Source organism: Weissella thailandensis (assembly GCF_005405465.1).
Classification (GTDB): Bacteria; Bacillota; Bacilli; order Lactobacillales; family Lactobacillaceae; genus Weissella; species Weissella thailandensis.
On record NZ_BJEC01000013.1, the window covers coordinates 21,582 to 37,084 of the forward strand.

A 15,503-nucleotide genomic window follows, 5' to 3' on the forward strand; every position below is an offset into this window, starting at 1 on the left:
TGTTTGGTTAAAACGAATAAAATAAGCCCTAAGATATGGTAAACTTAAAAGAAGTTAATTAATGAAAGGTGACGTATGTTTACTGATTACGATTTAAAAAAACAAGCGAAAAGTTATGTACGTGGTGATAATTTTGGCACAGCGATAAAGTTGTCGATTATTTTAATTATTTATCAAATTGGTACAGCAATTCGGTCAAATAGAGAAGCAATATCAGGCGCTATGGATCAGGCGGCTAATAATTCGGATAGTGCTGTTATACAGTATTCCTCGGATTTAGCGGGGAATGCTTTACCAGTGTTTACGGAGATTTTTACGACAAGTTTGTTGTCTGAAATAATTTTAGGTGTCTTTACGTTAGGAGTGACTTGGACATTTGTTCAATGGCATCGACAGAAAGAAGCGCCTGAAAAGCCAGTCCGTGCTAGTTTCAAATTTTGGAGTAAGCGAACAATTGTTGATATCGTTGTCTTGCTGGGATTACGGTTTATCTTCACAATTTTGTGGACATTTGTTATCATAATTCCGGGAATTATGAAAACCTATTCTTATTCACAAGCACCTTTATTGTACGCTGAAGATGTGCGCGCTGGTCGTGAAATTTCATCACTGACGGCTTACCTAAAAAGGTCAGAAAAGATGATGCGTGGTTACCGGATGAAGCTATTCTGGTTACAAGTTAGTTTCATTTTCTGGTGGATTTTTGTGGCCATCACATACGGTATTGCAGCAATTTTTGTTGTCCCATACTATCAGGCAACATTAGCACAGTTTTATTTGGCCGTTCGCAAAGGTGAACCAGGACGACGTCCAACCATGCGATTTGATGAGAATGATGAACTGTAACTAATAAGCAGTAAGATGACAAATCAAGAATTACAGCAACTGGTTGAACAAATTTCACTTGAACAATTTGGTCAACCTTTTGAACATAAAACAAGGTTTAATAAACGTTTACGCACAACGGGTGGTAGATACTTGTTAGCGACTCATGATATTGAAATCAATCCTTTAATGCTTTCTCAGTTCGATTTAAATAATCTTACTGGCATCATTAAACATGAATTGGTTCATTATCATTTACATACACGTCATTTACCGCACATGCATCGCGATAAAGAATTTAAACAGTTATTAAAGCAAGTTGACGGGTTAAGATATGCGCCAAGAATTTCGAAGATGCAAAATCAGAAAAAGTATTGGCTTTACGTCTGCGAAAGAGGGCATAAAATATATCGGCAACGGCGCATCAATACGGCACGTTTTGTTTGTGGTGACTGCAAAACAGCGCTAAAATTGGTAAGGTACGATTATTTGAATAATAATCAGAATTAATCCATCTAAGTTATTAGTTTATTAGAGTAGAATATTTATTTAGGAAGAGATGACATGAACCAAAATGTAACAAATAAGCCACGTTATATTACTGGATTTGATGGGCTTAGAGCAATTGCAGTTATTGGCGTAATTGTATTTCATTTATGGCCAAAGGCTTTACCCGGTGGTTGGATGGGAGTGCCACTGTTCTTTGTTTTATCAGGTTATTTAATTACAGATCTGTTAATTCAGGAATATGATCGTAATGATCATATTGATGTGCTGAGCTTTTATCGACGGCGTCTGAAGCGGCTATACCCGGCACTTTTGATGATGCTATTTGCAACAGCCACGTATATTGCTTTTTTTGCTCGTGATTTGCTGTATAATTTGCGGTCAATTTTAACTAGTAATATGTTGTACGTGTATAATATTTGGGCAACCAAACACGGTGACTCTTATTTTGATTCATGGGGTGGGTCGTCACCGTTTACCCATTTGTGGTCATTGTCTATTGAAGGACAATTTTATTTAATTTGGCCAATTATTGTGATGATCCTACTAGGACTACGTATTCGTAGAATTTCGATTGGTGCTGCGTTGATTGGATTGGCTGGTGTGTCAGCTATCCTGTTGGGTGTGTTGTACGATCCAATGAATATCAACCGCGCTTATTATGGTTCAGATACACGTATATTTGCGGTGCTTTTTGGAGCAGCCCTTGCCTTTGGTTGGCCATCTAGACGTATGAAATATATTCTGTCACCACGTGTGAAACGGAATTTAAACACTCTTGGTGGGATTGCTTTGGCATTGACCATTATCACATTTTTTGGATTAAATGGAGAATGGCGTGCAACCTATATGGGATTGATGTTCGTCGCAACAGCAATCATTACCAGTTTGATTGCGATTACTGCGCACCCGGCATCATTTTTGAGTCATGCATTAGATAACAAGTTTTTGAATTACTTAGGAACGCGTTCGTATAGTATTTATCTGTACCAGCTACCAGTCTTTGTATTCTTTGATAAAGTCGTTACCAATCATAGTACATTTTTGATGGGTATCTTGAAAATCATGATTGTGTTGCTTTTGTCGGAATTGAGCTATCGTTATGTTGAGAATGTTTTCCGGAGGGTTAAGAAACCGGCCCTAGGTACTGGTGCTTCATGGTATCAAACATTTTTCAGATCACATTCAGTACAAGCGATGTTGGTAGTTGCCGTGATGCTGATGGCTGGGACAGGTTATGCGGTTTCAGCTAATGAGTCCGCCCACGCAAAACCAAAGAATACGCTAGAAAAGCGCTTGGATAGTAATAAAGACCGCATCAATAAGGCTAATAAGAAAGCCGTTTCTCAAGCTAAAAAGGCACAGAAAGAATCAAGTAGTGCAAAATCATCCGGCCAAAAAGTCGATCCTAAGTCGTTATCACAACAAGATCGCGATTTGATGGACAAATATGGTTTGAATGCAGAGCAGTTTACAACAATCCGTGATAATCGGGTGACGGCAGTTGGTGATTCAGTTATGGTCGATGTCGCTCCTGATTTACAAGAGTTGATGCCCAATACCGTTGCGAATGCGACAGTTGGACGACAACCGTATTCAGTACCAGAAATTTTACAATCGTATGATGGCCAAGGACTATTATCACAAAATGTTGTGATTTCAATTGGTACCAATGGTGCGATTGGAGAAAATGACTTTAAAAAGATTATGGATATTATTGGTCATGATCGCCAGGTTTATTGGATCAATGGCTATGCTGATCGTGACTGGGTATCACAAAATAATAACTTCTTAACGGAGCAAACTAAGACACACAAAAACTTACATATTGTTAATTGGGCAGCACTTGTTAAGGACCATTCTAACTGGTTGGGTGACGATCATGTTCATCCAAACCAGACAGGTTCTGTACAATATACTAGTTTGATTGCCAAAGCGATGGTCGAACAGGGCCAGAAAAAGTAAGAGAAATTTTTGTTGTTTTCTAATCCACGTATTTACCGATACTATTCGGTGGGTACGCGGATTTTTTTATTTCTGAGAAAGTTGCACTAACTTTTTGTACGTGTTACCATTAACTGGTTAATTAACCAGTTAAGGAGATGTGAACGATGACAACACAATCATACGCCGGACAAATCGACCAATTTTTAAATCATTTAAAATTACTTTCTGAAAATCAACGAGAAGTATTAATTGGCGAAAATGAGACTAATATTACTACCACACAAGGTCATTTACTGATGTTGCTAGCTCAGAATGGGCCGCAAACTAATTCAGAGTTGTCACGCGCTTTGCATGTGTCTGGTGCAGCCGTCACCAAGGCAATGAAAAGCTTGTACATTCGTGATGAACCTATGGTTAATGTGATTCCCGATCCAGAAGATGGCCGAGTTAGTCGTTGGTCATTGACAACATTGGGCGGTTCACTAGCGACTGCTCATACACAACGACATCGTGAGACGATTGATGAATATAAAAAGATATTGACCGAATTTTCTGATGACGAAAAAGCGGTTATTAGTCGCTTTTTGACCCAACTATCTGCATGCTTAACAGGAGAGAAGATTGAGTAATAAACAAACGAAATTTATTTGGGTGCCAGCTATTCTAGTGGTTATCTTACTGGGAATGATTTTCTACAGTGCTTGGCAACGACAGGAAACTAAGGTTAGTACAAGTAAAAATAAGATTACTGTTGTGGCTAGTTTAGATAGTTATGGTGAGATGGCCGAGGCTGTCCTAGGTAAGCAAGGAACGGTAACAAACATCATTAATAAACCGAATATGGATCCGCATGAGTATGAACCCACTGCCAATGTTGCGAAACAATACCAGAAAGCTGATGTCATTGTTTCTAATGGTGGTGGTTTTGATAATTGGAGTCTAAATTTCGCAAAACAAAATAAAGCTGCTAAAACAATTAATTTGGCTCATCTTTATAACTATAAGGACGGTACCAGTGGTGGTAATGAACATTTTTGGTATAAAACTGATCTCACGACCCGCCTAACGAATCAGCTCGCCGTAAAATACAGCCAATTAATGCCAGCAAAAAAGACTTATTTCGAGAAGAATGCGAAGAATTACCAGAAAAAGGCTGAAAAGTTAGTCGATTTGCAAAATCAAGTAAAAACGCGATTGGACGGTAAAAAGTTGTTAGCGACTGAACCAGTCTTTGATAACACTTTGTTGGCTTTAGGTGCAGATATGCAGGATCAACAATTTGCTCGTGCTGTTGAAGAAGGTGATGACCCAACGCCGAGTGATGTCCGTGAGTGGCAAGAATTGATTAAGCAAGGTCAGATTGCTGCTGTCATTGATAATCCGCAAGCAACGGGCAAATTGGCTAAGCAAGGTGTTGATTATGCTAAGGCTCATGACGTACCCATGGTACAAGCACGTGAAACAAAACCTGCACAAACGTCTTATATTGCATGGCAGATGAAACAATTAGACGCATTAAACGAGGCACTACAAGAATGATGATTTTAGATGGAAAAGATATTGGGATTAAGTTTGATGATAGATGGCTCTATCAAAAAGTGAATTTCCAGTTAAATCAAGCACATAATTTGGCTTTGATTGGCGATAATGGTGTTGGTAAGACAACTATGATTCGTGCCATGCTGGGTAAAATCCCCTTAACAACAGGTGAATTTAAATGGTATGACGATGGGCAACATAAAATAGCTTATGTGCCACAGTATCGGCCTGATATGCAAGCTTTTCCGCTACGTATTAGGGATTTTGTTGGTCTTACTTTTGATCAGGGGTTGCGACCATGGCTATCGAAAGAAGAGAAAAATCGGTTACAACATATTTTGGCAATCACTAATTTGACAAGTATTGCTGATCAACGAATTGATCGGGCGTCGGGTGGTGAACGACAGCGAGCTTATTTGGCGCAAGCTTTGGTTCAGAAACCTAATGTGTTGATATTGGATGAAGCAACAGCCAATTTGGATAATGTTGCCAAATATGGCTTGATGGATGTTGTTGCTGCGTATCAAGAAAATTATCAGCTAACGACTATTATGGTTAGTCATGATATTGATATCATGCAACGGTATGCAGATGAATATTTGTTACTAACCAAACACGGTAGTGAGTACGGTAATATTGATCAATTAGATGTGACTAAGTTACGTGAAGGAGGCGAAAATTTTGTTTAGTTTTCCTTTTATGCAGCACGCTTTTGTTGCTGGGACATTGATTGCGATTATGAGTGGTCTGATTGGACCATTTATTGTTGCTCGTCGCATGTCATTTCTCGCACATACATTAAGTGAAATTGGCTTTGCAGGAGCATCTTTCGCCTTGTTTATGAGTTGGTCACCATTGGTAGGAATGCTGTTATTTTCAGTCGTAGCGTCAATGAGTGTTGGTGAGCTTGGGATGAAGGAGCAGCGTTCTGAATCATTGATTTCCGCAGTTAGTGCGGTAGCAATTGGGTTAGGAATTGCTTTCTTGTCTCTATCTAATAAAAATGCGACCGCCGCAACCGGTATTCTGTTTGGTTCGATTTTTAGTATTAATCAAACAGATGTTTGGGAAGTGGTTGTGTTAGCCACATTGGTTATCTTGATCACATTAATGATGTTTCGACCTTTGCGTCATTTTGCATTTGACTATACAACAGCTAGTTTCAGCTTAAAGAATATCCAATTAATTGAAGTTTTATTTCTTGGATTAATGGCGACAACCGTTGCCGTTTCAGCACAGATTGTTGGTTCGTTATTAATTTTTATCTTGATGATTTTACCTGCTAGCTCTGCCATGCGGTGGGGTCGGACAGTTTGGCAGATTATCGGGTTAGCAATTATGTTTTCTGTTCTCGGTGTGTGGCTGGCATTGGTGCTATCATATTGGCTTGATTTACCAGTTTCATTCTTCATTGCCATTATCGAAGCAGGCGTTTACTTTATTAGTTTGATTAAAAGAAGATAGAGCGTGACAAAATAATGCCATGGTTATTTTACGCATAAACGCGTTCCAAAAGACTGAAGCCTTAATGTAACAACGATTGCGCAATTCTGTCTCTTCGCTGCGCTACGAGCCAAAATAACGCAATCATCGTTACAACCGGCTTCAAAACGTCTTTTGCCACGCTCTCAAGTTATTTAACTTGCTTATAAATAAGCCATTTGATAGAGTTATTAGTGGTATGCTTGCGTTTCGCAAGTGATAATTAATGAGTAAAAAATAAAATGATATTTTGTAGGAGAAGATAAAAATATGCTAACCGTTTCGAATGTTTCTGTATCATTCACTGGGAAAAAATTATACGACGATGTTAACTTAAAATTTACCCCTGGTAATACATACGGTATTATTGGTGCCAATGGTGCCGGGAAGTCAACCTTTTTAAAGGTATTGGAAGGTAAACTACAACCAACTACTGGAAATGTTTCAATGGATCCAAATGAACGTATGTCATCATTAGTGCAAGACCACTTTGCGTTTGATGAATTTACAGTTTTGGATACTGTTATGCAAGGTCATAAAGAATTATATGATGTAAAAACTGAAATGGATGACATTTACATGCATGATCCTTTCACAGACGAGGATGGTATTCGTGTTGGTGAATTATCGGCCCGTTTTGAAGAACTTGATGGTTGGACGGCTGAGACAGAAGCGGTTCAACTTTTGCAGAGTATTGGTATTCCTGATAGTAAACATCAAGCTTTGATGTCAGATTTGCCCGAAGTAAGCAAAGTTAAGGTATTGTTAGCGCAAGCTTTGTTTGGTAACCCTGATATTTTGATTTTAGATGAGCCAACTAATGGTTTGGATACGAAGACGATTGCCTGGCTAGAAGATTTCTTGGCTGATTATCAAAATACAGTGTTAGTTGTTTCCCACGACCGTCACTTCTTAAATGCTGTGGCAACAATGATTCTTGATGTTGATTTTGGTAAAATCAAGCTCTTTGTTGGTAACTATGATTTCTGGAAGCAATCATCAGAACTTGCACAACGTTTGCAATCACAAGCTAATGCTAAGAAAGAAGAGCAAATTAAAGAACTACAAGACTTTATTGCACGTTTCTCAGCTAATGCATCAAAGTCAAAGCAAGCGACATCGCGTAAAAAGCAACTAGATAAGATTACGCTGGATGATATCCAACCTTCATCACGTAAGTATCCATATATCAATTTTGAAACGTTACGTGAAATCGGTAATGATATGTTACGTGTTGAAGGCGTTTCAAAGAGTGTCGATGGTGTCAAAATTTTGGATAACATTTCATTTACGGTTAGCCCAAATGAAAAAGCCTTGATTATGTCTGATAATGATGTTGCGGCAACGATGATTTTGGACATTATTGCGGGTAAGGTAAAGACTGATTCTGGTAGTGTCACTTGGGGTGTTACAACAACGCAAGACTATTTGGCAAAGGATATGGGAACTAACTTCCCTAATCCAGAACGTCAAATTTTAGATTACTTGCGTGACTTTGCTTCAAAGGAAGAAAGTGATAATACCTTCCTCCGTGGTTTGTTAGGTCGGATGTTATTCAAGGGTGAAGATGCTGATAAAACATTGGATGTCTTATCAGGAGGAGAAAAAGTTCGCGTAATGCTTTCAAAGCTAATGCTAACGAAGGCTAACGTACTAATCCTGGATGATCCTACTAACCATTTGGACTTGGAATCAATTACGTCATTGAATGATGGCTTAATTAATTTTAAGGGTGGTTTGATTTTCACTTCACACGACCATACATTTGCACAAACAATTGCTGATCATGTGATTGTCGTTTCTAATCAAGGGGTGGTTGATCGTGCCGAAACGACCTATGATGAATTCATGGATCACCCTGAAGTGCAAAAACAATTAGCTGCAAAGAATGTCATCTTATAAAATGCAATAGCTGACAATGTCGGTAAAATAGCAACAAATTTTAGTGATATTGTACAAGCCCACAAATATAGCCAGTTATCTGGCTGTATTTGTGGGCTTTTTTGTCACTTTAAAAAAACTTAATATTTAATTAATTGACCGGATAAAAACGCAATATGACGGCATCTTGTGAAGTTTATCATTAAATATTTGTACGTAAATTTGTATGTTTTACACAAAACTCTTTTAATTTGTCCGCACAACATGTATAATAATGTTGTTGATGAAAACGGTTACAAATTTTCATGGAGTTTATTTGAATTTAAATCATTGCAGGTATTTATTTTTGAACTTCATTTTGGGGAACTCGGAGTCGTTTTCAATTTAAAATTTTTTAAGTTTAGGATCATATCAGAGGATATGATTTTGGAGGGATTAGTTCATGTCTGAGAAGAAAATTTCAAGTAAATTTATTTACTTCTTCGGAGCCTTTGGAGGTATCCTATTCGGATACGATATTGGTGTTATGACCGGTGCGTTGCCATTCTTGCAAAGTGATTGGAATCTATCTGGTGGTGGAGTTACCGGTTGGATCACATCATCATTGATGCTAGGAGCTGTGTTTGGTGGTGCGATTGCTGGTCAATTGTCCGATCGTTTAGGTCGTCGTAAGATGGTTTTGTATTCAGCCGCATTGTTTATGGTTGGTGCATTGCTAGCCGGTGTTTCACCTCATAATGGGGTTGCCTACTTAATTTTCACCCGTGTTCTTTTGGGTATTGCTGTTGGTGCTGCTTCTGCTTTGGTGCCAGCATACTTGTCTGAAATGTCACCAGCTGAGAAACGTGGTAGTTTGTCAGGAATTAATCAATTGATGATTGTTTCTGGAATGTTGATTTCATACATTGTTGATTTCTTGCTAAAGGGATTGCCTGAGCATATTGCATGGCGTTTGATGCTTGCTATGGCCGCTGTTCCTGCCTTGGTTTTGTTCCTAGGTGTATTGCGTTTGCCAGAGTCACCTCGTTTCTTGATCAAGGCTGGTCGTAAGGACGAAGCTCGTAAGGTGCTAAGCTGGATCCGTAAGCCTGAAGAAATTGAGGCTGAGATTCAAGGTATTACTGAAACTGCTAAGATTGAGCAAAAAGCTGAGAAGTCAACTTCATGGGCTTCATTGCTAGATGGTCGTTACCGTTACCTAGTTATCGCTGGTGTGATGGTTGCCTTCTTCCAACAATTCATGGGTGCTAACGCAATCTTCTATTACATCCCATTGATTGTTGAAAAGGCTACTGGTCAAGCTGCCGCCGATGCATTGCTATGGCCAGTTGTAAACGGTGTTATTCTTGTTCTTGGTGCTTTGTTCTACATGGCAATTGCTGAAAAGTTTAACCGCCGTGGTTTGTTGATTCTTGGTGGAACTGTGATGGGTCTTTCATTCATCCTACCAGCAATTATTAACTCATTTATGGATACAAATCCTATGATGATCGTTGTCTTCTTGTGCATCTTCGTTGCATTCTATGCCTTTACATGGGCCCCATTAACTTGGGTTCTAGTTGGTGAGGTCTTCCCACTAGCTATTCGTGGTCGTGCTTCAGGATTGGCATCATCAATGAACTGGGTTGGATCATTCGTTGTTGCATTGGTCTTCCCAATCATGACTGCTTCAATGTCACAAGAAGTTGTGTTCGCTATCTTCGGTGTTATCTGCTTGGTTGCCGTAGCATTTGTTTTGTTCAGCGTACCAGAAACACGTGGTCGTTCACTTGAAGAAATCGAAAAGATTGGTGCTGACAAGGCAGCTAAGTAATGATATTACTTGGTTGATTGTTAATTAAATAAAGTTAAGAAACCGAGACATGAGAGTGTCTCGTTTTTTTTATATTATCCATTTTAGTTACCGACAAACTTATCAATAGACAAAAGAATAAAAGCTATTCTATACTTGTTTCTAATACATATATAATTAGTTAAGGAGCGGTAAGCATGCAAGATCTAACAAGTGGTAAGCCGGCAAAGGTTATTCTAATGTTTGCCATTCCTCTAATGCTCACGAATATGGTACAGCAACTGTACAATATTTCCGATACATTGATTGTTGGGCAAACTTTAGGCGTTAACTCGTTGGCTGCAGTTGGAGCGACGGGAAGTATTCAATTTTTAGTCATGGGGTTTGTGCAAGGTTTTAGTTCGGGAATGGCTATTATCACGGCGCAACGTTATGGTGCGCACAATGTTCGTGGTATCCGTGAATCATTTGCTGCTAGTATCGTCGCGGCATTGATTACATCGATTGTCCTAACAATTACTAGCCTGGTTTTTATTGATAATTTGTTGGATGCTATGCAAATGCCGGCAGCAATTTATGGAGAAGCTAAGTTATTCATTGGGATTATCTTAGCTGGAACTATTATGACGATGGGTTATAATGTGGTTTCCAATGCGCTGCGAGCGGTTGGTAATAGTAAAGCACCGCTGTATTATTTAATTATTGGAATGATCGTTAATGTGTCATTAGAGTTGGTACTGATTATTAAATTCCATTGGGGAGTTGAAGGAGCAGCCACAGCAACCGTATTTGCACAATTTGTAACGGTTGTGATTTCGTACTTACATATTACACGGTATACGGATACGTTACGGTTAAGTTGGTCGGATTTTAAACTTAAAAAAGGTGATTTGCGAAAACATCTGTTGGCCGGATTGCCAATGGGATTTCAACAATCAATTATTGCCATTGGAGCTGTTACACTAGCAACAGCTGTGAATACTTTGGGGACAGATGCGGTAGCTGCGAATACAGCCGCTTCAAAAGTTGACCAAATTAGTACGCAATTAATGATGGCAGTCGGGGTTGCTATGGCCACTTATACAGCGCAAAATTTCGGTGCTGGTAAATATGATCGTATTTTAGAAGGTGTGAAGAGTTCTTTGAAGATGTCGATCAGTATGAGTTTTGTATTAGGAGCCATTGAGGTTATCTTTGGTCGTGTATTGGTCAGCTTATTTGTTGGTGCTGGTGAACACCACGTGATGGACTTAGCGCAAGAGTATTTCTGGGCCAATGGACCGTTTTACTTTATCTTAAGTACTTTGTTTGTATTACGCTATACATTACAAGGGCTTGGCGATGTACGAACGCCAACGTATGCCGGTATGGGTGAAATGGTGATGCGTACAGTCACAGCCTTCGCATTGGTTGGCTGGTTAGGTTACTTTGGAGCTAGTTTAGCTAACCCGCTAGCTTGGTTAGGTTCGCTATTGTTCTTGATTCCGGCATGGCTATGGATGGTGAAGCGTTTGCGTAAACTTCATAATCCAGAGGAAATAAGTAATTTAGAATAGTAAAAAATAGGTTGGAACAATGTTTTTGTTCCAACCTATTTTTGGCTAAAAATGTATTAACTATCAACCTGTAAATTTTATAGCGTAAACGCGTTCCAAAAGTCTGAAGCCTCAATGTAACAACGATTGCGCACCGGCTTCAAAACGACTCTTGTCACGCTCTTTTCTATTATTCTTGGGCTTCATCTGCAGTTAATGGCGTGGCAGTTGAGTTACGAACAATCATATCTGGTTCATAAATCACATCATGACCAGGTTGCCCATCAATAAGATCGAGTAGAATTTGAGCAGCATCACGTCCCATTTTACGTTTGGGATGACGATTAGTCGTTAAACTAGGTGTCATGTACGTTGAGAGGCTATAATCATCAAATCCAACAATGGCAATGTCTTCTGGAATTCGGAAGCCTAGTGACTTTACTAAATCACTAGCTTGAATAGCTAATGAGTCATTATATAGCGCTAAGGCAGTTGGGCGATGGGGTGATTCTAAGTAGCTTTCAATCTTATTTAAGATGAGAGTGTTATTCTCTTCATCATCAGATTGATACATGATGATATTACTGTCTAAGGCGTAATCCGGTTGCGTTTGGAAAGCTTTGTAAAAGCCCTGCATACGGTGGGCGCCTTGGATGTCATCAACCTTGAAGACGCCTAGAATCCTTTTGTGCCCCTGAGCAATTAAGTGACGGACCAATTGCGCTTCAGAGTCAACATCATTAACGCCAAGATAATTGAAGTCCAAGCTTTCATATTTTGAGTTAATAAAGACTGTTGGTATATTTAGTTGCTTAATTTGATCGTACAAATCTTTATTGGGATTAGGTAGTGCTGACATTGTGGGCTCGATAATCAAGCCGCTAATGCCCGTTTCAATAATCCGTAATAGGCTGCGCCGTTCACGATCGAACGTATTGTGTGTATTACTGATAAATAAAGCATAACCAGCGTCCGAAATTATTTGGTCAATACCACTAATAATTTCTGGGAAAATGTAGTCAGCTAAATGGGTTGTAATGACACCAATGACTTTATTTTCAGTTTTAGCAGCGGGAACTTTCTTCCAATCATTAACATACATACCATCCCCTTGGATACGGTATAAGTAATTTTCTTGTTCCAATCCTGCTGTGGCACGCCTGACTGTGTAACGGCTCACATTATATTGCTCAGTTAAGTTTGCTTCAGTGGGTAATTTTTCACCGATTGCAAATTTTCCAGAAATAATGTCGTTGCGGAGCCCTTTCTTCACGATGTCATATTTCGTATCCATATTTCGATAGCTCCATTTCCAAAACATATAATACATTTATTATACAAAAAATTCACATAGTTAAAAAGCTATTTATTAATTGTTAGTAATGGCAAGATAGTTGTTTTGAATTATTTTTAGCGATAAGGATGACGCTAACGTTAACGATCAATAAGCATTTCGATGTCGTGATTTGTTGAGCAATTTGGTGAAAAATTTTGTTGCTAGAAATAGCGGTATCATCGCGTTTGTTGATGATGTATGGAATTGTACATACAAATCTTCGCTTTAACACTTGATTTGTCCGCACAAATGATTTACTATAATACTTGTAAACGGTTACAAAAACTTTGATTCTCATTTGAGGGGAATAGATTAATGAATAAAGAACAAATTCAAGAACAAATTACTACAGGGCAAGCGGCCCTTGGTGTTGAGTTTGGTTCTACCCGTATTAAGGCCGTGCTAGTTGCAACTGATTCATCAGTTATTGCAGTTGGTAGCCACAATTGGGAGAACAAACTTGAAAATGGTGTCTGGACATATTCTTTGGAAGATGTCTGGTCAGGTCTACAAAGTGCGTATAAGAATTTAACAGATGTCGTCGCTGACGAATATGATGTTAAAGTAACCAAGCTTTCATCATTTGGAATTGCAGCTATGATGCACGGTTACTTGGTCTTTGATAAGAATGATAAGTCATTGGTACCATTCCGTACATGGCGTAACGCAATTACAGGTGAGTCTGCAGCAGCATTAACAAAGTTGTTTGATTTCAATATTCCACAGCGTTGGAGCATTGCTCACTTGTATCAAGCAATTTTGAACCAAGAAACACACGTTAAGGAAATTAATTACTTAACGACTTTGGCTGGTTATGTTCACTGGCGTTTGACTGGTGAAAAGGTTATCGGTATTGGGGATGCCTCAGGAGTCTTCCCAATTGATGAAGAGACTCATGATTATAACCAAGCAATGATGGATAAGTTCAATGCATTTAAGTCAGTGCAACAATATTTGTGGCAGTTACGGGATATCTTGCCAACAATTAAGTTAGCTGGTGAGGAAGCCGGTCGTTTGACTGAAGAAGGTGCCAAGTTACTTGACCCATCTGGTGCTTTGGAGAGTGGCGCAGTTGCTGCAGCTCCTGAAGGGGATGCTGGTACTGGAATGGTATCAACGAACTCAGTTAAGAACCGTACCGCAAACGTATCTGCTGGTACTTCAGCATTTGCCATGGTTGTCTTAGAGAAGGAATTGTCACAAGTTAATGAGAACATCGATATGGTAACAACACCTGATGGTTCACCAGTTGCCATGGTTCACATTAATAACAGTACATCTGAGATCAATTCATGGGCGCGTGTCTTCACTGAATTCGCCGCTGCAATCGGTGCAACGGTTACCGGTGGTGAAATCTTCAGCGCATTGTTCAACAGTGTTTTGAAGTCAGATTCAGATGCTGGTGGCTTGCTAAGCTACGGTTACCATTCTGGTGAGAACATTACTGGTATGGATGAAGGTCGTCCACTATTTGTTCGTACACCAAATGCTAAGTTTACATTAGCTAACTTGATGCGTATGCATTTGTACAGTGCCTTTGGTGCAATGAAGATTGGTTTGGATGTTTTGGCAAAAGAAAAGGTTGCCATGGATTCAGTTGTTGCCCAAGGTGGTATCTTCACAACGCCAGTTGTTGCTCAAAAGATTTTAGCTGGGGTTATGGATGCACCCGTAACCTTAATGAAGAATGCTGGTGAAGGTGGTCCTTGGGGAATGGCAGTTTTGTCACAATTCGTTGTGAGCCACAAGGATGGTCAATCACTTGCTGATTACCTAGAAGATGAAGTATTCCAGTCTCAAGAGAGTACGACAATCGAACCAGACCCAGAAGATGTTGCTGGATTTGGTAAGTTTATGGAAGAGTACAAAGCTGGTTTATCAATTGAACAAACAGCAATTGATCAGATGCCAGTTGAGACATCTAAGGAGGATTAATTAATAATGTTAGAAGACGTTAAGCAACGTGTTTATGACGCTAACATGGCCTTGCCAAAGCATGGCTTGATTAAATTTACTTGGGGAAACGTTTCTGAAATCGATCGTGAAAGTGGCTTGTTCGTCATTAAACCTTCCGGGGTTCCATATGATGAATTAAAGCCAGAAGATATGGTTGTTGTTGATCTTGATGGCAAGATCGTTGAGGGTGACCTTAACCCATCAAGTGATACAGAAACGCACCGTATTTTGTACAAGGAATTCCCAGAAATGGGTGGAATCGTGCACACGCATTCACCATGGGCGGTGTCATTTGCCCAAGCTGGGATTGACCTACCAGCTGCAGGTACGACACATGCAGATACATTCTACGGTGATGTGCCTGTAGCTCGCCAGATGACCGACGAGGAAATCAATGGTGAGTACGAGCTTGAAACAGGTAATGTAATTATCGAAACGTTCAAGAAGCGTGGTATTGATCCAATGGCTGTGCCAGCTGTATTGGCACAGGATCATGGACCATTCACGTGGGGGGAATCTGCTGATAAGGCAGTATATAACGCAGTTGTGTTGGAAGAGTCAGCTAAGATGGCTTACCACACGATTATGTTAAACCCACACAGCATCCATGTTTCACAAACGCTGTTGGATAAGCATTATTTGCGTAAGCACGGTGCTAATGCATATTATGGTCAAAAGTCTAAGGACTAGTCGTTGTTGTTAT

Annotated in this window: 13 protein-coding genes; 12 read left to right on the forward strand and 1 reads right to left on the reverse strand. The window is 39.5% G+C overall.

Features of this window, described 5'->3' with window-relative positions:
- Nucleotides 1–75: 75 nt before the first annotated feature.
- The 10 genes from FFM62_RS06830 to FFM62_RS06875 all read left to right on the forward strand — a co-directional run bounded on the left by FFM62_RS06830 (nucleotide 76) and on the right by FFM62_RS06875 (nucleotide 11,529).
- Entirely contained in the window at nucleotides 76–846 is a 771-nt protein-coding gene (locus FFM62_RS06830; RefSeq protein ID WP_115471355.1) for a DUF975 family protein, read from the forward strand.
- Between the two features lie 15 nt (nucleotides 847–861).
- Nucleotides 862–1,335 (forward strand): SprT family protein, encoded by a 474-nt coding sequence (locus tag FFM62_RS06835; RefSeq protein ID WP_115471354.1) that lies wholly within the window; start codon nucleotides 862–864, stop codon nucleotides 1,333–1,335.
- A 54-nt stretch (nucleotides 1,336–1,389) separates the two neighbouring features.
- Nucleotides 1,390–3,297: an acyltransferase family protein gene (locus tag FFM62_RS06840; RefSeq protein WP_115471353.1), complete on the forward strand. Its 1,908-nt coding sequence runs from the start codon at nucleotides 1,390–1,392 to the stop codon at nucleotides 3,295–3,297.
- A gap of 146 nt (nucleotides 3,298–3,443) precedes the next feature.
- Entirely contained in the window at nucleotides 3,444–3,908 is a 465-nt protein-coding gene (locus FFM62_RS06845) for a MarR family transcriptional regulator (RefSeq protein ID WP_115471352.1), read from the forward strand.
- A complete protein-coding gene (locus FFM62_RS06850) occupies nucleotides 3,901–4,818 on the forward strand; it encodes a metal ABC transporter solute-binding protein, Zn/Mn family (RefSeq protein ID WP_115471351.1) in 918 nt (305 codons plus the stop codon). Before FFM62_RS06845 ends, FFM62_RS06850 begins: the two co-directional genes overlap by 8 nt.
- Complete coding sequence (locus FFM62_RS06855) at nucleotides 4,815–5,507, forward strand: metal ABC transporter ATP-binding protein (protein ID WP_115471350.1); 693 nt, start codon at nucleotides 4,815–4,817, stop codon at nucleotides 5,505–5,507. The genes FFM62_RS06850 and FFM62_RS06855 overlap by 4 nt, the downstream gene beginning before the upstream one ends.
- Nucleotides 5,500–6,282 carry a metal ABC transporter permease gene (locus FFM62_RS06860; RefSeq protein ID WP_075270406.1) on the forward strand — a complete coding sequence of 261 codons (783 nt, stop codon included), beginning with the start codon at nucleotides 5,500–5,502 and terminating at the stop codon, nucleotides 6,280–6,282. The genes FFM62_RS06855 and FFM62_RS06860 overlap by 8 nt, the downstream gene beginning before the upstream one ends.
- Before the next feature lie 288 nt (nucleotides 6,283–6,570).
- Complete coding sequence (locus FFM62_RS06865; RefSeq protein WP_115471349.1) at nucleotides 6,571–8,202, forward strand: ABC-F family ATP-binding cassette domain-containing protein; 1,632 nt, start codon at nucleotides 6,571–6,573, stop codon at nucleotides 8,200–8,202.
- A gap of 421 nt (nucleotides 8,203–8,623) precedes the next feature.
- Complete coding sequence (locus FFM62_RS06870) at nucleotides 8,624–9,994, forward strand: sugar porter family MFS transporter (protein WP_115471347.1); 1,371 nt, start codon at nucleotides 8,624–8,626, stop codon at nucleotides 9,992–9,994.
- Nucleotides 9,995–10,170: 176 nt separating this feature from the next.
- Nucleotides 10,171–11,529 (forward strand): MATE family efflux transporter, encoded by a 1,359-nt coding sequence (locus tag FFM62_RS06875; protein WP_115471346.1) that lies wholly within the window; start codon nucleotides 10,171–10,173, stop codon nucleotides 11,527–11,529.
- Nucleotides 11,530–11,698: 169 nt separating this feature from the next.
- On the opposite strand, the gene FFM62_RS06880 is transcribed toward FFM62_RS06875, so the two are convergent.
- Nucleotides 11,699–12,802 carry a GntR family transcriptional regulator gene (locus FFM62_RS06880; protein WP_115471345.1) on the reverse strand — a complete coding sequence of 368 codons (1,104 nt, stop codon included), beginning with the start codon at nucleotides 12,800–12,802 and terminating at the stop codon, nucleotides 11,699–11,701.
- A gap of 357 nt (nucleotides 12,803–13,159) precedes the next feature.
- Between FFM62_RS06880 and FFM62_RS06885 the strand changes: the two genes are divergently transcribed.
- A complete protein-coding gene (locus FFM62_RS06885) occupies nucleotides 13,160–14,779 on the forward strand; it encodes a xylulokinase (RefSeq protein ID WP_115471344.1) in 1,620 nt (539 codons plus the stop codon).
- Nucleotides 14,780–14,785: 6 nt separating this feature from the next.
- Complete coding sequence (locus FFM62_RS06890; protein WP_115471343.1) at nucleotides 14,786–15,490, forward strand: L-ribulose-5-phosphate 4-epimerase; 705 nt, start codon at nucleotides 14,786–14,788, stop codon at nucleotides 15,488–15,490.
- Nucleotides 15,491–15,503: the final 13 nt, after the last annotated feature.